Raw genomic sequence first — 18,479 nt, 5'->3', positions numbered from 1 at the left:
ATAGACTCACTTAACATGCCAAGATTGTTAGGATAATCTTGACAGGCAAGGGAATGAGTCAGTGGATGCTAATCGATTGGCTTATAGGTTTCTTTGCCGATAAGGCCAATTTCTTGACTAATTAGGACATATGTGTAAATGGCTGAGTATGGACATACGACCATTGCAACGTGGGTATTACCCATTATTGAGACCTTAAAACCATATTGTTCTGCCCAAGAAATCCTACGGTGTGCAGAAATTGACCCAAAATGTATTGAGGATGCAAATCAAAGAATACCTCTAGGCAATATGAAAAAACTATGGGAATTCGCCGAAGCTATCTCAGGTGATGATTGTATTGGATTGGAAGTTACTAAGTACGTCAAACATACAAATCTTCACGCTCTAAGTTATGCTCACTTGTCGAGTAGCTCCATTAGAGAGAGTTTATTGAGGTCAGCACGATTTTCAGAGGTGGTCACCACCGCTATGAGAATCAATATACATGATGAAAAGAAGCAAGTTATAGTCTCTTGGAAAAAAGTCGATGACTTTATTTATGAGCCAAGTATTCATGCTATAGATGCCTTTATGGCCTTGCTAATAAAGTCCATTGGGAAGATATGCCCAGATGTCCATCAACACTTAATATCTATTAATCTACAAAGACCGAGACCTTCCGTTCTTAAATACCATCAACGGATGTATGGATGTCCAATCAAGTTTTCGGCTGATTCTTGTGAGATTAGATTTAAGCAAGAGTTTGTTGACCGGAAGCTCTCTTCAGGAAACAATGAGTTAGTTAGCATTAATGAACAAGCCTTGATAAATTATTTAGAGCGATTGCGGAAGAGTGACATAGTCAGTATGACTAATAGAGTTCTTATTGACCTGATGCCCTCAGGAGATTTTTCACAAGAGGCAGTGGCCAGGGAGCTTGCTATTAGTTGTCGTAGCCTACATAGAAAACTCAAAGAAAAAAATTCCAGTTATCAGATCATTCTGGATAAAATACGTAAGTATCAAGCAGTTCAATACCTTAAACAACATGAGCTCCCTATCACTTTAATTGCCTATAAACTAGGTTTCTGTGATACTAGTAGTTTCTCTCGAAGCTTCAAAAAATGGACCGGACAATCACCGCGCGAATTCCGGAATAATTTTAGTGAAAGTGTCTCTATTTAAATTGGTATAGGCTGAGTGCGAGTATGATCTTCCAAAGAGACAGCGGCTATATTTGAGTTTTGTATATGTGAGATTAATTGAGTCCAGATATTCCCTTGTTTGGTGTCGGTGACCCTGATCTTCTTGAGGCTCCTATAGATAGGCCTTTGCATATTGAGCTATTCAGGCCAATCCATTTTCGGCGATCTTTGTTGTGCGAATATAGTGTGAGGATCTATTACTATATGGGCAGCTAGTCGGTTATCTAGAATATTAAGCTCGTATTTCTTGTCGCCTATTACCGTATCTTTGGTAGTTCGATGGTCTTCTTAGTTTTAGTGTTTACGTCCTGGGCGATCCAATATGTAGGATGGTGTAGCACTGACAGACTCTGTGGAGGATAGATGGAATCATATCATCTACTATTTACTAGGGTAGGGTGGATAAATTTATGGCCATAAAGTTTTAGCTTATATATGATTTACTACTGTACTATGAAAAGTCACAAAAATATAGGATACTTTCTAATCGTAAGTGAATGTCAAACACAAACCTGCGCTAACAATCAGTAGTATAAGGCAACCGTTATGAAGCTGCCCCATACTGTCATTTCAGCCGTTAGAAGCTAATTGTCAGAGGTTGGTCTTAGTAATGTGCTATATTTGGATACTTAAATGCTTAAGCTTTGATATTTCTTTGTTTGATACCATTTTAGTTGTTTCGTAATTTTCCCAAATTCGATTTTTTATAAAAATCTACGAATAGCTATGGTTAATGTGGCAGAATAGTGAGGTCTGTCAATTCAATTCATAATTTTTATATCGTGTTATGCGTCCCCGCAAACTTCCGTACTTACCCAATCGTCTGCTTCGCTTAATGGGTATCCCTGATATCTGTATATCCCACCTTCACCTAGGCCTTTATTCTCAATAAGATATTTTACAACAATATGGTAATCCCGGTATCTTTGTTGCTCTTTACTTTCAGTGAGTGCAGAAGCGCAAAGAGGGATAGTAGATTCTCCGCGAGCATATTCAGCCACACCTTCCAACTTCCATGTATCTACCTGAAAGTGTTGTATGCCCAACTCCCAATATTGCTCGATATGCTTAGCTTCATGCTTAATTACTCCGTCTATAGATGTCTTTGCATTTTTTACCGCCGTTTCGTTGATGTAAGCAACACCGATGAAAGGAAGTGTAAACCCTAGAGAATCACCAGAGATAGGGTTAAGTAGTTTAAAAAACCAAGGGTTTTTAATTACATATACTTTATCTTCTGTGTCTTGAGAAAAAGTAAAAGCATGAGCTGAAAAAGCTCCGTGTACTAGAAGCCATATCCAAGTGAGTATATTAACGATTGATTTCAAAGTTTTTCTAATTTTTATTTTCATGAATTCTATTTTAATAGGTTACGCTTTATGAAGCGATTTTTAAAAATTTGTAAGGCTTTTGGTGCTAAAGCATACTGGAGTTATATGTTGCCTGAGCAGCGCCACAATAAGTTTTGATCAGCACTATTACTAAACTCAAACCACTATGCTTTAGACAGGAAGCCCGTGATTGAATGAAAAAAATCAAGTGTTGGAAGTCATTATTGAATATTATTTTATGTGTATAATCTGTAGTTAGGGTTAATTCTTGACATTAATATCATATCCATGTATCGACCATTTTTAAACGTGCTCAAACGCTTTACACCCTCTGTTTCAAATCCAATTTTTTCATATAGAGATTTTGCTGATATATTATCAGCATGTACTTCTAATTCCACGCGTACTAAATTCAGCCAGTTATCAGCCTGATTAATTGCCTCTTGCATTAGAGATTTCCCTACACCTTTACCTTGACTAGCAGGGTGAACAGCAATAGCTACTGAAGCAGTGTGTTTTCCACGTGCTTTATTTGTTAGGAATAAAGTGGCGTGTCCAATTACTTTCCCATCTATTTCTGCAATCAGAGTGTATTGATCCGGTGACGAGAACAGGTTTGAAACTTGTGAGGAACTCAAAAATGGAGGCTGTGAAGTATTCGCTAATACCTCACTAAAGCTGTAAATTTCATGAAGATCTTTATGGTCTATTTCTTCTAAATGTCTTATTTTCAAGCTACACCCTTATTGTAAATTGGATTGAACGCATTGCGTTCGGTTTAGGGGTGGCTGAAGCATAGCGCAGGAGCCCCCCCTGAAAGTAGACGCCACCTTATATTCACCTTATGCGGCTATTCTTTCATATTCATCTGGGGTTTTGAACCCAATTGAACTATGTCTTCTCTTCAAGTTATAGCATTTATCAAGGCACCAAGATAAGTTCGCCCTAAGGTCCTTAACCGACTCAAAGTAAAACCCTTTGATACTCTCAGTTTCAGTGTCTGGAAAAATGATTCTACATACACATTATTATTCATAAACCCTGGTCGATTCATGCTTGGGTCAATACCTGGTTCTTTGAGTCGGTTTTGGTATGCATAGGCACCGAACTCAGACTCACGGTCGTTGTGAAATATTAGATCTGATTTTATCGCTTCTGCGACAGAAAGCTTTATTTAGCGCTGATAGTGTCGATTCAACAGTTCGAGTATCCAACAATTCCCAACCCACTACTTTTCGGGAGTAAAGGTCAATAATCACGGCTAAATATTGTCATTTCCTATTGATCTTCAGATAGGTCACATCACTTGCCCATGGGAGTCTGGTTTCGTCGACATACCATGCTCTCGTTGTATATTTTCAATCTTAATACAAGGGTTTTCAGGTGACGGGCGTTGACGATAGATCTTTCCTGCTTTTCCCACGACTTCAATCTCTCGCGTAAGGTGCTCAACGCGTTTGTGATTTGCTCACTCACCATTAGCTTTCAGATCTGTGCTAATTCTTGGGCTTCAATAATTACTATTATGCTGCGTGTAGATAGCCTCTATACACCCTAGAATCCGTTTACTTTCTATGTCTGGAGTACTCTCATCACTGTTAAGCCGCTTATAAAAAACTTGAGGTTTAATATTTAAATTTCTACATAAGTACCTGACACCAAGGTCTGATCGATTAAGAGCTATGAACGTTCAGGTACATTTCCCACTTTTTTAGGAGATCATTCTCCTTTTGCAATTTCTCAACCTGCTTTTTAAGCCGTTTTATCTCTTTATCATCAGTTTGAGACTGAGTTTTCGTTATCTTTGTCATACTTATTCTACGACTGGGCTTCTCGACCAGCTTGCCTTCTCTACTTTCCTGTCGCCATCTATACACCATTATTGGATGCAAACCAATAATGTTAGCGATAGTAGTCGTATCTACTTTCAGTTGATTAGTGAGAGCTACCACTCTAACTTTGAGCTCTGTTGAGTATTCAACAATCCGCTCTTCACTCAGTATTTTCGGCATTTTTTCCTATCCTATTCAAAAGGTAGGCGTCTATTCCATGGGGGGAGGTTTCAAAGCCGTTCCAGTCATGCAAAGCATGGCGACTACAGCCGCTTGTTAGGATCTTGATTCGCAAAACTCTCTCTCATGAACTCTATTACACCAGTAAAGAGAATTCTTATACCACAATTTACTGATGCGGCTCTCAGGGCCTGCATAAGAAATTAATGGCTGATAAAAAGTACTATGTAGAAAAATAGCGGTACGTGCGATTGTATAACCTGGTTCTACACCAACTGTATATCTGGCCATCAGAGGATATAAACAGAAGAACCCAGCTATATAGAATGAAGCAATCCACACAGTTAAGTAGGCGAATATTCTGTGCTTTCTCTGCATTTGTGGGCCTCCTAACGCCCACGGCATGGGCGGCTTGCCTTATGCGCGTTTTGTGCGAAAATGGGAGCGAAGCGACCGCGCAAAACGTGCATAAGGTAAGCCGTCCCGCAGAGGCCCGAAGGGCCGGAGCTTCACTGCCCATGATTGTTATGTTTGATCTCGCCGCGTAGCCTCTAAATATACAGTTCTTTGACGATAACTCTCTTCAAATGCCACCAGCGACGCTAGCAACCCGGCCAAAATAATCCCAAAAGCTGCGTAGACAGCAAACGAAAGCATATATGGCACGGAGACACCAAAATACATTCCAGGAACAATACAGATCGGGACTAAAGCAAGTACAGCAGTTGAAATGAAATGCAAAATTTTGAGGACTGCAAGTAGCGGCTTCAGATTTTCGCTTCTAAGATTTTTATAGCTGAACATTTTGCTTTCCTTGGCTTTCTGCTACCGAAACATAACGTTGCCAGCAAGTGCAGCCGAAGCGGAGCGTAGGCTGTCCAGCCCAGCCTCCGGCTGGGCATTCTTGCCTGGCCTGGTTATAGTTGGCGCGCACTGAACGACCTACTAGCTCTCTGCCAGCCAACTTTGGCTGGCCACTGCCCGATAAATTTACAGGGAAAAATACCATACTTTCTCAACCAGTTAACTATCTGATTCGCACTCTATGATGGCGTAGCTGGCTTGCAGGGCTTGCTGACTTAAAACGATGGCACTGGAGCGAAACTGCGGTACCAGATTACAGGAAAACTCTCAGGAAAAGAGTGCTCAGATAGAGATTGATGCTTGCAGCAGCTACAAAACATCTAAAAATTAGACCGCCACAATAACGCCCACAACAGGGGCGGCCGAAGCGTAACGTAGGCCGTCCCGCAGAGGCCCTGTCAGGGGCCGGCGCAAACTGCCTGTGAATGTTAGGGCTGATTTTGCACGGCACTATCAGCCACCTTAATTAATACCACCGGGGGTAACCTTCTTGCTTGATCAAATGCGAACTTCTCTGATTCAGTTAGAAGAAATTCTTGGTTGCGATACTTTACGTAAAAGTATGATTTTTCATCCATGAACTCACTTTGGAAGGTGATTTGGTTTCCATGTAAGGAGTATGAACCTCTATAGGGCCTGTATGGCGGGTTATTAAGATGACAATTTGGGTCACTTCTATCGCATAGGATGTCGGTGGTCATTTGGTGAATAAAACCACCTTTGTTTACTTCTAAGATGTGCCCGCCAAATAGGCCTAGGCCTATCGTTGATTCGCTTTCATACTTGCCATAAATTTCACTTCCTAGAACTGAGCTAGAAATTAGCAAACACATGGCAGCAACAATTCTTAGCATGATGCTGCCCTAACGTCGCAAACACGCGCTTGACGCGTGCTTTGCCTTGTTAACCCCACTCAACAAAACTCTCCCCTTGCTCATAGCCTTCTAGCAAATTCAACATCAGAGTTCCATTTTTCTGCACCCTTGATAAAAACTGATATATAACCATCTTTAATGCCAGTATTAATCAGAACCGCAGTCTTATTACACGTGAATAAAGTATATCTCTCATTGATTTCGCAATCGCAAGACAACGCACCAATCTCTTCATTGAGGAATGAAACCACTTGCGTTGTTTCATTTCCTTTCACGTAAACTTCTATATCTTCCATTTTAGTCATATGGGTTAACGTTGCCAGCAAGGGCAGCCGAAGCGGAGCGTAGGCTGTCTCGCGGAGGGCCGCAGGCTCGGAGCAAACTGCCCGGCATTGTTATGAGTTTCCGCGACTTCAGTGGGCACCGTATTCTCCCAGGCTTGGAAAAGCGAACGTAGTTGTAACGAGAGAAAACATTACTAAGGATTTTATTAAAAGCTCTACTCTTGATCTACGCCAAACTTCGGGTGAACCTTCCATGTTGCTCCACTCTCCCGGCATATCATCATCTAGCGTGACCAAGTGACCGATCACAGCCCACACCGATAGACCGCAAAGTGTATAGATGTACGCAACACCCGCAAAAATTGACAATCCAACTACAACGACAAGGATAAACAAGCTTGATAGAAATATATTTATTTTCTCATTCACAATGAAACCCAGTCATTCGGACTCATAACGTCCTGCTAAACGGCAGCCGGAACAAATTTCAGCAATTTGTTAGGTGTTTCTGGCACGATCTACCCTCTCGATTAACTCAGTTACAATGGGATTTTTTGAAAATGGGTTTAGCCTCATTGGGGGATTAAACGCCAGCTCTTTGCCTATGGCACCATCTGAACGGACATGTAAGATAATCCTTTCTGGTGAGCTCATTTGGTTGTAGCTAATGTTAACAATATCTTTGAGAAGAACTTTTTGCTCCTTCCCTCCTTTTCGGAAGAGTAATGAATCACCATCATCATAGACTTCGTCAGCTAGATCCCAGAGTAGATTTTTGAAGAAGAAAAAGCCAAAGGCAGCCATGAACACTGGCATGACCAAAAACATCAATGACTCTTTGGTTGCCCCAGCTATTAAAGAGGTGACCAAAAATAATGTAAGAAACCCAAACCATATACTTGGGAAAAGCTTCTTAAAATAGAATGTTGTTCCAGATATTTTCTTCATGCAATCTCTGATACCTAACAGCGTATTCAAAAGCAGCTGCATTATATCTCCATTCATATATCCCATCATCATAGACCGCAGGCATAGCGAAAAAAACCAGAAAAACTCAGTCTTTTAGACATAATTAGTACAAACGTCAGAATGTGGATATAAGAAGTTGCATAGTTATCTTGTTATTTCGTGGCTTTTGATATTATTGACAATGCCTTAAAAGTCAGTGAGTTGGCTGGTTGCTCCGGTGGATATGTGCCGCTGCTTTTGATCTTGGATACATCTAGAGAACAGCGCCGTAGCTACATTGTTTTAAGCATTATTGCCATTTAACAGTGACATTTTGGGTTTGGCTAAATAGGGTGGGGCTGTGAGCGCTGGGGAGGGGGTGGTAGGTGATTGTGATTTTGAAGTAAAAAAGAGCGGGCTTTGCCCGCTCTTTCAGCTCTTAAGGCCTACTGCCCCAAGCTAAACAGTTGCGTATTACCGCCAGTGGCAACGGTATTTATAGTTTTGGTTTTTTCGGTGGCAAAGCGGAACAGGTAGTGGGGGCCGCCGGCTTTGAAGCCGGTGCCGGAGAGGCCTTGGCCGCCGAAGGGGTTTACACCTACCACTGCGCCTACCATATCGCGGTTTACGTAGCAGTTGCCTACGTTCACACGCTTGAATACCGCGTCGGCGCGGCCTTCGATGCGGGAGTGCAGGCCGAAAGTGAGGCCGTAGCCGGTGGCGTTGATACGGCGGATCACGTCCTCCAGTTCTTCGGCTTTAAAGCGCACCACGTGTAGGAAGGGGCCAAAGACTTCGCGCTTGAGCAGGGAGAAATCTTCAATTTCTACCACTTGCGGGCCGAAGAAGGTGCCTTGGATGGGTTTTTTGTTTTCGTCGAAGGCAAATAGCGGTTTTGCTTCTTTGGCCATACGTTCCCGGTGGGTTTCCAGCAAGCCCAGGGCTTTTTCGTCGATCACTGGGCCGATATCGGTTTCCAGTTTACTGGGGTCGCCAAGGGTCAATTCTTCACAAGCGCCTTTGAGCATATTGAGCAGGTTATCTGCAATTACGTCCTGCACACACAAAATACGTAGGGCGGAGCAGCGTTGGCCTGCACTCAGGAAGGCGGATTGAATTACATCGTCCACTACTTGCTCGGGCAGGGCAGTGGAATCTACGACCATGACATTCTGGCCGCCGGTTTCGGCGATCAGCGGTACGATCGGGCCCTCTTTAGCGGCCAACTGTTGGTTGATCAGGCGCGCAGTTTCGGTAGAGCCGGTAAAGGCTACGCCGCCCAGGCGCGGATCTTCGATCAGCAGTTTACCCACGGCGGCGCCGGTACCGGTAATCAGGTGCAGTACCTTGGGGGGAACGCCGGCGTCGAGCATGATACGCACGGCGTGGGCGGCGATGATTGGGGTTTGCTCGGCGGGCTTGGCCAGTACGGCATTACCGGCGGCGAGGGCGGCAACCACTTGGCCAGTAAAGATGGCCAGGGGGAAGTTCCAGGGGCTAATGGCCACAAATACGCCGCGACCGCCAAGGAACAGTTGGTTCTTTTCACCGGTAGGGCCGGGCAGCTCGGTGGGCTCAGCAAAGTGTTGGCGCGCGGCATTGGCGTAATAGCGGCAGAAGTCTACCGCTTCGCGCACTTCACTAATGCCGTCGTTGAGAGTTCGACCCGCTTCCAGGCAGATAATGGCTGCCAGTTCGTTGGTTTTCTTCTCATAGAAGTCGGCGATACGATCGAGAATCTCAGCGCGGCTGTTGCCACCCTGTCGGTCCCAGTCGATCTGCGCTTCGGTGGCGGAGGCGTAGGCCCGCTCAATTAAATGTTTGTCGGTATTGGCGGTATGGCCGATTACTTCGCCGCTGGCTGGGTTATAGACCGGCTCTTCAGACTTGCCCATTACGCCATCAACAATAGGGCCACCGAGGAAGTGCTTGCCCTGTTGTTTTTGTACTTCTTCCAGCAGGGGTTCTACTGCGAGTGGGTCGGTCAGTTCGATGCCGTGTGAATTTTTCCGTGGCAGGGCCTCTGCGCCCATATAAATATTCTCCGGTACAGGAATTTGCGGGTGGCGGAGTGGGTTGCAGGCTTCGCTTAAATCGAGGGTATCCTGCACCAGTGTTTCAATGGGTGTGTCTTCATCCATAAAGCGGTTCACAAAGGAGCTGTTGGCGCCGTTCTCCAGTAGGCGACGCACCAGGTAGGGCAGCAGGTCGCGGTGGGCGCCCACGGGGGCGTAAACCCGCACGGGTACACGCTTGCCGTGTACGGCTTCGATCTGTGCGTAGAGCAGGTGACCCATGCCGTGCAGGCGTTGGAATTCGAAATTGGTGCGCTCGCCGGCCATCTCCAAAATCAGGCCCACGGTATAGGCGTTGTGGGTGGCGAACTGCGGGTAAATCGCTTCTTCCGCGTCCAGCAGTTTTTTTGCACACACTTGGTAGGACAAGTCGGTGTGGCATTTGCGCGTGTACACCGGGTAATCGCTCAAGCCCATTTGTTGGGCGTGCTTGATTTCGCTATCCCAGTAAGCGCCTTTAACCAGGCGCACCATCAGCTTGCGGCCGGTGTCGCGGCCCAGGGCGATCAACCAGTCGGCCACATGGGGGGCACGCTTCTGGTAGGCCTGCAAAACAAAGCCGAGGCCCTGCCAATCTTTCAGTTCCGGGTCGCGGGCCAGGGCTTCAAAAATATCCAGGGAAATATCCAGGCGCTCGGCCTCTTCCGCATCGATATTCAGGCCCATATCGTATTTGGCGGCGGCCACACACAGGCGTTTTACCTGCGGCAGCAGTTCGCTCATTACGCGCTCGCGCTGCAATACGCTGTAGCGGGGGTGCAGGGCGGAGAGTTTGATAGAGATGCCGTTAGCTTCGACGACATCGCGTTTACTGTTGTCTTTGCCGATGGCTTCGATGGCCATCATATAGGCGTCGTAATAGCGCTGGGCGTCGGCCATGGTGCGCGCACCTTCGCCGAGCATGTCGAAGGAGAAGCGGGTGCCGGGCAGGTTTTCCTTGGGGCCGCGCTTCAGGGCTTCTTCGATGGTGCGGCCCAATACATATTGGCCGCCCATAATTTTCATGGCCTGCATCATAGAGGTGCGCACCATGGGTTCGCCGATGCGGCTGATCAGGCGCTTCATCCAGTGAGAGGGGCGCTCGGTAATATCCGGGTCCAGCTCGACCACGCTGCCGGTGAGCATCAGCCCCCAGGTAGATGCGTTCACGAACAGAGAATCTGACTGGCCACGATGGCTGGACCAGTTGCCGGAATGCACTTTCTCGGCAATCAGTTTGTCGGCAGTATCAGCATCGGGAACCCTGAGGAGGGATTCCGCTAAGCACATCAGTGCCACGCCTTCTTTATTGGAAAGGCCGAACTGCTGCAGGAAGGCATCGAGAGTACCGCGCTTGCTGCGCTGCTGGCGCGAGTGGCGCACCAGCTCGCGCGAGGTGTTCAGAATTTTCTTGCGTAGGGCGTCACTGGGGCGGGGGGCGGCCAGGAGCTCGCTAACACATTGGTTTTCGTCGGCGTGCAAATACTCGTGTGCCCGCTCTCGGGCATTCTGGAGATCTCCGGCGAAGTTTGTCGACATATCGTCTCCCAAGCTCTATATCTAGGGTCAGAATAAAAGACCGGATTATGTGCGAAAGTGCTTAGAATTAATCGCCATTTTGGCGACGGTTGTGGTTAAATATCACGCCTAAATGCGTGATTGCCAGTAGGGTATTTTGTAATGTCTCGACAGTTGGAAGATCTGGATCGTATCGATCGCCAAATACTGCGGATTCTTCAACGGCATGGCCGCCTGCCAAACGTAGAGTTGGCGCGCCGTGTGAACCTCAGTCCCACCCCCTGCCTGGAGCGGGTCAAGCGCCTCGAGCGAGAGGGCTTTATCCGTGATTATGTGGCGTTGCTGGACCCTCTCAAGGTTCATGCCGGCTTGGTGGTATACATCCAGGTGACGTTGAATAACACCGCTACCGAGGCCCTGGAGGCCTTTAACCAGCATGTGGCAGGCCTTGAGGAAGTGCAGGAATGTCATATGGTGGCCGGCGGCTTTGATTATCTTGTGAAGATTCGCATTAAGGATATGCTGGGTTACCGCCGTTTTCTCGGTGAGAAGCTGGCCTCGGTACCGGGTGTACGGGAAACCCACACCTATGTGGTGATGGAGGAAGTAAAAACAGATACTGCCGTGGCGGTACCTGATCCAGAGCCTAAAGGTAAAACTACCAGGCGCTAGGCCTGCGTTTGAACGGTCAAGGATGGCCGAAACGCTCACCACTTGGCAGATAATAAACAAACAAGGTTGCCGAGACGGTGGGGGAGAGAGCACTCGTTAGGTATCTTTCCGGGATAAGCTCGAACAGGGCTACACACCTAAACACTTCCCAGCACCGCAAACCTTTCTATTGATTGCAGATTTCCCAGGGGAAAATGGCGAATTGGCAACCAATGTCTGCCAGGATTTTATTATCCTCAACATTATGAGTGAGCGGTGCCCTGTGCCGCCCATCCAACCGCGATAACGATAAAGTAGGTACTGTATGGATTTTTCACTGAGCGAAGAGCAGCAGATGATTCAGGATGCGGCGCGTCAGTTTGCCGAGAGCGAACTGAAGCCCATCGCCGCAGAGCTCGATAAAACCGGTAACCGCGAGTTGATGCTGGCCAAGCTGAAAGCCTTGGCTGAACTGGGTTTTATGGGGATCAATATCGATCCCAACTACGGTGGCACTGGTGCCGGCACCATAGCTTTCAGCCTGGCGATTACCGAGCTCGCCCGCGGCTGCAGTTCCACGGCTACGACCACTTCTGTTACCAATATGGTGGCCGAGGTCATCCAGGCCGTCGGCAATGAAGAGCAGCGACAAAAGTATTTACCCAAGATTTGCAGCGGTGAATATGCCGCGGGTTCTTTTTGCCTGACAGAACCGGGGTCAGGTTCCGATGCCGCAGCCATGCGCACCCGCGCCGTGAAAGACGGTGACGAATATGTGCTCAGTGGCAGCAAACTGTTTATCAGCAGTGCTGAGTTCGCTGGCATTTTTGTAGTTTGGGCAGTAACCGATCCCGAGGCGGCCAAAGGCAAAGGCATTAGTTGCTTCCTGGTGGAGGCTGGCACACCGGGCTTGATTATCGGTAAGGCCGAGGAGAAGATGGGACAGAAGGCGTCTGTTACCAATGAAGTATCCTTCGACAATTGCAGAATCCCCGCCGCCAATCTGTTGGGTGCAGAGAACCGCGGTTTCCGCATTGCCGCCGGCGAGTTGGCCGGTGGGCGCATAGGTATCGGCTCACTGGCGCTGGGCATCGGTCTTGAGGCATTGGACTGCGCTCGCAGTTACATGCACGAGCGCGAGCAATTCGGCAAGAAGTTGGCGCAATTCCAGGGTTTGCAGTGGCAGCTGGCTGATAAATATACCGAGTTGGAAGGTGCTCGTTTGCTGTTGTTACAAGCCGCATGGCAAAAAGATGCCGGTCAGGCATTCGGCCCTGCGGCCTCTATGGGCAAGCTGTTTGCCAGTGAAAAAGCCAATGAGGCCTGCTACCTGGCACTACAAATTCACGGTGGGGTGGGTTATACCCGCGAGTATCCGCTGGAGCGTATGAGCCGCGATGTACGCATTACCACTATTTACGAGGGAACCAGCGAAATACAACGCCTGATTATCGCCCGGCATCTACTCGATGTGCGTTGATGGATTTATGTAGCCAGTGACTTGTGGCCCTGGGGAGGTGGACTATTTCCGACTTGCCCAGTGCCCCTGGAGCCGCACCTTATAGTGTCCAAGCCAGGACACCCTGGCTGGCCCCGCCCTTCATAGCGGGGCTAGTGACTAACGACCTTCCTCTGCCAGCCTATAATCCTTCCTATTCTCTACAGAAGAGCCTCTTCTTCCACTTTGCTCTCAACCATTATTTTTTACTAATCGGCAGATCCACTACAGGGTTTGGCGCAATTTAATATCGGGTGAGAAAAATGAAAAAAAACCGAGGTGCTATTGCTAGAAATGGCGCTCTGATCTTATTTTTTTTGTTATTCATTCCCAGTTTACTGTTGGCGTACGAGCCAAAGCCTGCCAGCGTAATTACAAAAAAAGCAAATCAGGCGGTACTGAAAGAGTTGCCCTTTGTCAATCGGGAGGATTTTGCCAATGTAAAAAGGGGATTTATTGCCCCACTTTTGAATGACGGTATTATCAAAAATGAAAAAGGTGATCAGGTATGGAACCTGCAGGCCTTCCAATTCGCCAATGACCAACAAGCCCCTGCCACAGCTAACCCCAGTCTCTGGCGCCAGCTTCAGTTAATCTCCCAGGGCGGTCTCTATGAAGTGATACCGCGAATTTACCAGGTGCGCAGTGCGGATCTCTCCAATATCACTTTTATTGAGGGGGATACTGGGGTCATTGTTATGGACCCCTTAATCTCTACGGAAACCGCAAAAGCCGGGTTGGATTTATATCGTGAGCACCGAGGGCATAAACCGATAGTGGCAGTGATTTATACTCACAGCCATGTCGATCATTACGGCGGTGTGCGTGGGGTTGTTAATGAAGAGGAAGTAAAATCTGGCAGGGTGAAAGTGATCGCGCCCAAAGATTTTTTAATTGAGGCGGTCAGTGAAAATGTGTTTGCCGGTAATCATATGGCGCGCCGTGCCAGTTTTATGTATGGCAACCTTATACCCAAAGGCCCAATGGGTACTCTGGGGTCGGGCTTGGGGCTGGAAACGTCCACAGGTACGGTCACTCTGATTGAGCCTACCGATACGATCAGTAAAACTGGTGAAACAAGAAAAATTGATGGCCTCACGTTTGAGTTTTTGATGGCACCGGGCTCCGAGGCCCCAGCAGAAATGCACTTTTATATTCCCGAATTAAAGGCGCTTACTGCTGCGGAGAATGCCACTCACACACTGCACAACCTTTACACCCTGCGCGGCGCCAAGGTGCGCAATGCCCGAGCCTGGTCTCGCTATCTCAATGAGACACTTCAGCGTTGGGGGGGGCAGGCGGAGGTGCTCTTTGCTCCACACCACTGGCCCACCTGGGGGCCGGAGAAGGTCGTCAACCATTTGAAAAAGCAGCGCGACCTGTATAAGTACCTCAATGACCAGACCCTGCGATTGGCCAATCATGGCTATAACATGGTCCAGACTGCCGAGTTAATGCAGCTACCCCCAGAGCTTTCCCAATACTGGGCCAATCGTGGATATTATGGCAGTGTCAATCACGATACCCGAGCGGTCTGGAATTATTACCTTGGGTTCTTCGATGGAAATCCAGCGCGGCTCTATCCAATGCCACCCACGGCGGCGGGAAAAAAATACGTTCAATATATGGGGGGTGCGGCCAATCTCATAAAGCAAGCCATGAAAGATTATGAGGCTGGAGAATACCGCTGGGTGGCGGAGGTGCTGGACAAGCTGGTTTCCGCTGAACCCAACAACCGTGCTGCCCGTGACCTGCTGGCGAATGCGCTGGAACAGATGGGTTACCAACAAGAGAATGGTACATGGAGGAACTTTTTCTTAAGTGGCGCCAGGGAGTTGCGTGATGGCATAGAGCGATTGCCAGTGCCATTAACTGCCAGTGCCGATACCATTCGCAGTATGCCTACGGTGCTTATTTTTGATTATCTGGGAATTCGATTAAATGGGCCCAAGGCCACCGGGAAGCAGATTGCTATTAATATTAGTTTGCCGGACATACAGGAAGCATACTCTCTTGTGCTTGAGAATGCTGTGCTCAACTACGGCCCCCCAATAGAAAAGCCCCAAAGCTTCGTTACTATTAATCGCAATGATCTCAACGATATTATCCTGGGGGTATCCTCTATACAGGAAAAACTGAATGAAGGTGCGGTGAAAATTGATGGGGATGTGGGGCAATTAAAGGTATTGCTTTCCCTTATGGATAAGTTTGATTTTTGGTGGAATCTGGTTACTCCAGAACCTATGAATATAAATACTCCAGCGGAACAACCGTAAACTATTTTTCTCTGGCTGATATTAGAAATTATGGGGTTTCATTTTCGTTGGTAACTATAAGTCGGAATGCTTATGAAAAAGGGCACTTTGGCGGAAATGCTTAAAGGATTTGGCTCTATAGAGGAGGTTGCTGGTGGGTTTGAAATAACAAGTCTGCAATCCCTGCGGGTATGGGCGATGGTGGCACTGGTAATGCTTCATAAAGTATTTGTTCTGCCGTGGCAGGGGAAAAAGAAAAAACGATTGCTTGATGATCTGGATTCGCTTAAAAACCTGACCGTAACTATTTCTCGAGATAAGCTGGATAGGCCAAAGGAGGGGGGCTGTTTTCTCAATAAAAAAGATTTAGATTTTTTGAGAAAAATGGTTGTCTGCCTCCGTTTCAGGTTATTTCTAAAAGTGAGGCAGAGCAACTTAGGGGTGAGCTACTGGACGAGTTTTCATGTGATTTTCATGGGAAAAATTACATGAGCGAAAAAGTTAAAGACATTGCTGAAAGGCATGATCAGTGGTCGATAGAGGTGGCCGGGCTTTATCAGGCATTGAGAATAAAGTCACTAAGAGCACTATTTCGCAGGCCGCAAATAACAGAGCGCCTAGCTAGCTTGTTGGGTGATGAAGTTATGTGTTGGCGGAGCCAAATGTTTCATAAGTTCCCTGGTGCAAGGGGGACGATATGGCATCAAAATGCTACTTTCCGAGAGACAGGGAAGTATGCCAAGTTACAGCCAAGCCAGAAGATGGACCCAGCTGTTATCCAGTTGAACGCCTGGGTGGCGCTTACAGACTGCACGGAGAAAAATGGTTGTTTGCGTATATTGCCGGGGTCAATGGGCGACGCTCGGATGGATTATCTCTATGGTTATGTTCAGGGCAATCAAATCTTTTACTTGTCATTGTTGCCATTTTCTATTTCGCATTTATATGCGTTGCTCAAAATAGCGCTCTATGGAACTATTTTTGTAAAGAGTACACTACTTTTTCGTACAGCAGTTGAGCTGTTAGGTGAGGACTACTTTGATAAGTTTAAAGTTGTTGACCTCCATATGAAGGCTGGTGAATGCCTGATTTTTTCCTCCTTGAATATGCACGCTTCATACCCAAACACCAGTAATGATGATTCACGGTTTTCTGTTGTGGCTCGCTGTACACCAAATCATGTTAGGGTGGCTCCATCAGGAGTTGATGTGTATTCAACGGCAGAAGGGTTAGTTGAATACAAGCTTCCAGACGTACCCAATTTTCAAGTATATGGGACAGATAGTTATGGCTACAATAAAGTAATGGACGACTAAGTTTTCATTCTTGAATTTTGTATAAACCTTCGTTTATTAGCTTCGCTAAGCACCTTGCTACTCCACATAAAACTGGGGCATCGCTTAACGATCCTCTCTTGTTTAATGGGTGGCCATATCTTCTGTTATGACAGTGTTAGCTGTTTCTTTTTCTAAGTTTGCGGAAGCCTTTTTTGATTGAAAGGTAAGATAAGAATCCTTAATAGGCTCCTGTAGTAAAATTTTGCAATCTTGTTCGTAATTATTCAGAAGACGCCACGGGTATTTATTACCCTGGCGGGGAAGTGCATGATTTCCTCTTCTGACATAACCGGAACTCAGGCTACTCATCACAGAGTTGTTTTCAGCGCAGGCCTCGTTATCTTCCGCCAAACAAATCTCATACTGATGTTCATCCATATAATTGATTAAACGGCAGATGTAGCGGGCAGAGATATCTGCTTTTAGGGTCCAGGGGGCATTGGTATACCCAAACACCCAAGACATATTGGGGACACCTTCCAAGAGCACAGCTTTGTAAGTGAGCTTCTCACTGATGGGTACTTTCTTGCCATCAATACTCAGCTGCATACCTCCGAGCACTTGGATATTTAATCCGGTAGCTGTGATAATGATATCCGCATCGATCTGTTGCCCTGATTCCAACTCGATACCCTGTTTGTCAATGGCTTTTATCTCCCCGGTTTCTACTGAGGCTTTGCCTGATTTTATTGCTGCAAAGAAATCATCATCGGGCACTGCGCAAATACGTTGATCCCAGGGGCTGTAGCTCGGTGTGAAGTGACGCATATCAAAGTCGTTGGGTAGGCTTTTGCGAACACCCCGCAGGAACAGTTTGCGCATAAAATGTGGCCAGCGTTTAGAAGCCTTAAAGAGCCAGCGTTGTATTTTTATATTTCGCCAGCGCGCAAAATTAAACACCCAGGATTTTGGTAGGAACTTTAGTAACAGTGCCGAGAGTTTATCAAACGCGGGTACGGAAATAACATAACTTGGAGAGCGCTGTAACATGGTGACATGCTCGGCTTGATCAGCCAGGGCGGGTACCAGGGTAATAGCGGTGGCACCACTGCCAATCACAACAATTTTTTTGTTTTGGTAATCCAGTTTTTCCGGCCAGTGCTGGGGGTGGATGTAGTCACCCTGAAACTGTTCGGCACCAGGAATTTTTGGGAGATATCCCTGGGAATGATCGTAATACCCGGTACATGAGATTAAAAACTTGCAGCTGTAGTAACAGGGCTTGCCGCTCTGAGTATTGCTTCCCTGCAGAATCCATAGTTCTTTTTGGCTATCCCAGTTGGCGCTGTGGAGGTCGACATTAAAGTGAATATCTCTACTAACTGCATACTCGTTTGCAGTATCAATGAGATATTGGCGGATAGAGGGTCCATCAGCCAGTACTTTCAGTCCCGGCCATGGGCGGAAATCGAAGCCAAAAGTGAACATATCTGAATCCGAACGAATACCTGGGTAGCGGAATAAATCCCAGGTGCCTCCGATTTGAGAGCGACGCTCTAGGATGGCAATTTTCTTGGAGGGGCATTCGCGGCGCAGGTGGCAGGCGGCTCCGATACCGGAAAGCCCGGCTCCAATAATTAGCACATCAAAGTGAAGTGGTTGCAAAATCATCATCCTTTTTGTGTCTTTAGACGCAATAGACTGCGTAGATGTGAAGCTTTTTTA

The 18,479-nt window shown here is 46.9% G+C and carries 15 protein-coding genes; 6 read left to right on the top strand and 9 right to left on the bottom strand.

The annotated features are described in order from the left end of the window. Positions 1–138: 138 nt before the first annotated feature. A complete protein-coding gene (locus ACJJIO_RS01220; RefSeq protein ID WP_444909893.1) occupies positions 139–1,167 on the top strand; it encodes an AraC family transcriptional regulator in 1,029 nt (342 codons plus the stop codon). A gap of 805 nt (positions 1,168–1,972) precedes the next feature. Here the strand turns inward: ACJJIO_RS01220 and ACJJIO_RS01215 are convergent. The 8 genes from ACJJIO_RS01215 to putA all read right to left on the bottom strand — a co-directional run bounded on the left by ACJJIO_RS01215 (position 1,973) and on the right by putA (position 11,094). Then, the gene (locus tag ACJJIO_RS01215) at positions 1,973–2,539 is read right to left on the bottom strand and encodes a hypothetical protein (protein WP_444909892.1); all 567 of its coding nucleotides are present in this window, start codon (positions 2,537–2,539) and stop codon (positions 1,973–1,975) included. A 215-nt stretch (positions 2,540–2,754) separates the two neighbouring features. Continuing rightward, complete coding sequence (locus ACJJIO_RS01210) at positions 2,755–3,252, bottom strand: GNAT family N-acetyltransferase (RefSeq protein WP_444898470.1); 498 nt, start codon at positions 3,250–3,252, stop codon at positions 2,755–2,757. Between the two features lie 939 nt (positions 3,253–4,191). Continuing rightward, positions 4,192–4,530 carry a transposase gene (locus tag ACJJIO_RS01205; RefSeq protein WP_444909891.1) on the bottom strand — a complete coding sequence of 113 codons (339 nt, stop codon included), beginning with the start codon at positions 4,528–4,530 and terminating at the stop codon, positions 4,192–4,194. A 525-nt stretch (positions 4,531–5,055) separates the two neighbouring features. Beyond that, positions 5,056–5,334, bottom strand: coding sequence for a hypothetical protein (locus ACJJIO_RS01200; protein ID WP_444909890.1), 279 nt, complete (start codon positions 5,332–5,334; stop codon positions 5,056–5,058). 488 nt (positions 5,335–5,822) lie between these two features. Continuing rightward, positions 5,823–6,248: a hypothetical protein gene (locus ACJJIO_RS01195; RefSeq protein ID WP_444909889.1), complete on the bottom strand. Its 426-nt coding sequence runs from the start codon at positions 6,246–6,248 to the stop codon at positions 5,823–5,825. An 80-nt stretch (positions 6,249–6,328) separates the two neighbouring features. Continuing rightward, positions 6,329–6,574 carry a hypothetical protein gene (locus ACJJIO_RS01190; protein WP_444909888.1) on the bottom strand — a complete coding sequence of 82 codons (246 nt, stop codon included), beginning with the start codon at positions 6,572–6,574 and terminating at the stop codon, positions 6,329–6,331. Between the two features lie 477 nt (positions 6,575–7,051). Next, on the bottom strand, positions 7,052–7,543 hold the full coding sequence (locus ACJJIO_RS01185; protein ID WP_444909887.1) for a hypothetical protein: 492 nt from the start codon (positions 7,541–7,543) through the stop codon (positions 7,052–7,054). 404 nt (positions 7,544–7,947) lie between these two features. Beyond that, positions 7,948–11,094: a bifunctional proline dehydrogenase/L-glutamate gamma-semialdehyde dehydrogenase PutA gene (gene putA / locus ACJJIO_RS01180; protein ID WP_444909886.1), complete on the bottom strand. Its 3,147-nt coding sequence runs from the start codon at positions 11,092–11,094 to the stop codon at positions 7,948–7,950. A 141-nt stretch (positions 11,095–11,235) separates the two neighbouring features. Between putA and ACJJIO_RS01175 the strand changes: the two genes are divergently transcribed. The 5 genes from ACJJIO_RS01175 to ACJJIO_RS01155 all read left to right on the top strand — a co-directional run bounded on the left by ACJJIO_RS01175 (position 11,236) and on the right by ACJJIO_RS01155 (position 16,793). Beyond that, positions 11,236–11,745 (top strand): Lrp/AsnC ligand binding domain-containing protein, encoded by a 510-nt coding sequence (locus ACJJIO_RS01175; protein WP_252085528.1) that lies wholly within the window; start codon positions 11,236–11,238, stop codon positions 11,743–11,745. Between the two features lie 304 nt (positions 11,746–12,049). Beyond that, a complete protein-coding gene (locus tag ACJJIO_RS01170; RefSeq protein ID WP_252085529.1) occupies positions 12,050–13,204 on the top strand; it encodes an acyl-CoA dehydrogenase family protein in 1,155 nt (384 codons plus the stop codon). A 281-nt stretch (positions 13,205–13,485) separates the two neighbouring features. Further along, complete coding sequence (locus tag ACJJIO_RS01165; protein ID WP_444909885.1) at positions 13,486–15,498, top strand: alkyl/aryl-sulfatase; 2,013 nt, start codon at positions 13,486–13,488, stop codon at positions 15,496–15,498. Positions 15,499–15,570: 72 nt separating this feature from the next. Continuing rightward, positions 15,571–15,969, top strand: a complete 399-nt coding sequence (locus tag ACJJIO_RS01160; RefSeq protein ID WP_444909884.1) for a hypothetical protein — start codon at positions 15,571–15,573, stop codon at positions 15,967–15,969. Then, complete coding sequence (locus ACJJIO_RS01155; RefSeq protein WP_444910962.1) at positions 15,870–16,793, top strand: phytanoyl-CoA dioxygenase family protein; 924 nt, start codon at positions 15,870–15,872, stop codon at positions 16,791–16,793. Before ACJJIO_RS01160 ends, ACJJIO_RS01155 begins: the two co-directional genes overlap by 100 nt. A gap of 102 nt (positions 16,794–16,895) precedes the next feature. Here ACJJIO_RS01155 and ACJJIO_RS01150 read toward each other — a convergent pair whose 3' ends face one another. Next, positions 16,896–18,425 (bottom strand): flavin-containing monooxygenase, encoded by a 1,530-nt coding sequence (locus ACJJIO_RS01150; RefSeq protein ID WP_444910961.1) that lies wholly within the window; start codon positions 18,423–18,425, stop codon positions 16,896–16,898. Positions 18,426–18,479 lie beyond the last annotated feature (54 nt).

The sequence above is a fragment of the Microbulbifer mixtoriginis (SeqCode) genome (assembly GCF_052467235.1).
The sequence above is the reverse complement of the archived record's forward strand: the minus strand, read 5'-3'. Positions and strand labels throughout refer to the sequence as shown.

What these genes read in the sequence shown, in the direction of transcription:
- ACJJIO_RS01220 (WP_444909893.1), top strand. Translation starts at nt 139, where the DNA reads ATGGCTGAGTATGGACATACGACCATTGCAACGTGGGTATTACCCATT.
- ACJJIO_RS01215 (WP_444909892.1), bottom strand. Translation starts at nt 2,539, where the DNA reads ATGAAAATAAAAATTAGAAAAACTTTGAAATCAATCGTTAATATACTC.
- ACJJIO_RS01205 (WP_444909891.1), bottom strand. Translation starts at nt 4,530, where the DNA reads ATGCCGAAAATACTGAGTGAAGAGCGGATTGTTGAATACTCAACAGAG.
- ACJJIO_RS01200 (WP_444909890.1), bottom strand. Translation starts at nt 5,334, where the DNA reads ATGTTCAGCTATAAAAATCTTAGAAGCGAAAATCTGAAGCCGCTACTT.
- ACJJIO_RS01195 (WP_444909889.1), bottom strand. Translation starts at nt 6,248, where the DNA reads ATGCTAAGAATTGTTGCTGCCATGTGTTTGCTAATTTCTAGCTCAGTT.
- ACJJIO_RS01190 (WP_444909888.1), bottom strand. Translation starts at nt 6,574, where the DNA reads ATGACTAAAATGGAAGATATAGAAGTTTACGTGAAAGGAAATGAAACA.
- ACJJIO_RS01185 (WP_444909887.1), bottom strand. Translation starts at nt 7,543, where the DNA reads ATGCAGCTGCTTTTGAATACGCTGTTAGGTATCAGAGATTGCATGAAG.
- putA (WP_444909886.1), bottom strand. Translation starts at nt 11,094, where the DNA reads ATGTCGACAAACTTCGCCGGAGATCTCCAGAATGCCCGAGAGCGGGCA.
- ACJJIO_RS01175 (WP_252085528.1), top strand. Translation starts at nt 11,236, where the DNA reads ATGTCTCGACAGTTGGAAGATCTGGATCGTATCGATCGCCAAATACTG.
- ACJJIO_RS01170 (WP_252085529.1), top strand. Translation starts at nt 12,050, where the DNA reads ATGGATTTTTCACTGAGCGAAGAGCAGCAGATGATTCAGGATGCGGCG.
- ACJJIO_RS01165 (WP_444909885.1), top strand. Translation starts at nt 13,486, where the DNA reads ATGAAAAAAAACCGAGGTGCTATTGCTAGAAATGGCGCTCTGATCTTA.
- ACJJIO_RS01160 (WP_444909884.1), top strand. Translation starts at nt 15,571, where the DNA reads ATGAAAAAGGGCACTTTGGCGGAAATGCTTAAAGGATTTGGCTCTATA.
- ACJJIO_RS01150 (WP_444910961.1), bottom strand. Translation starts at nt 18,425, where the DNA reads ATGATTTTGCAACCACTTCACTTTGATGTGCTAATTATTGGAGCCGGG.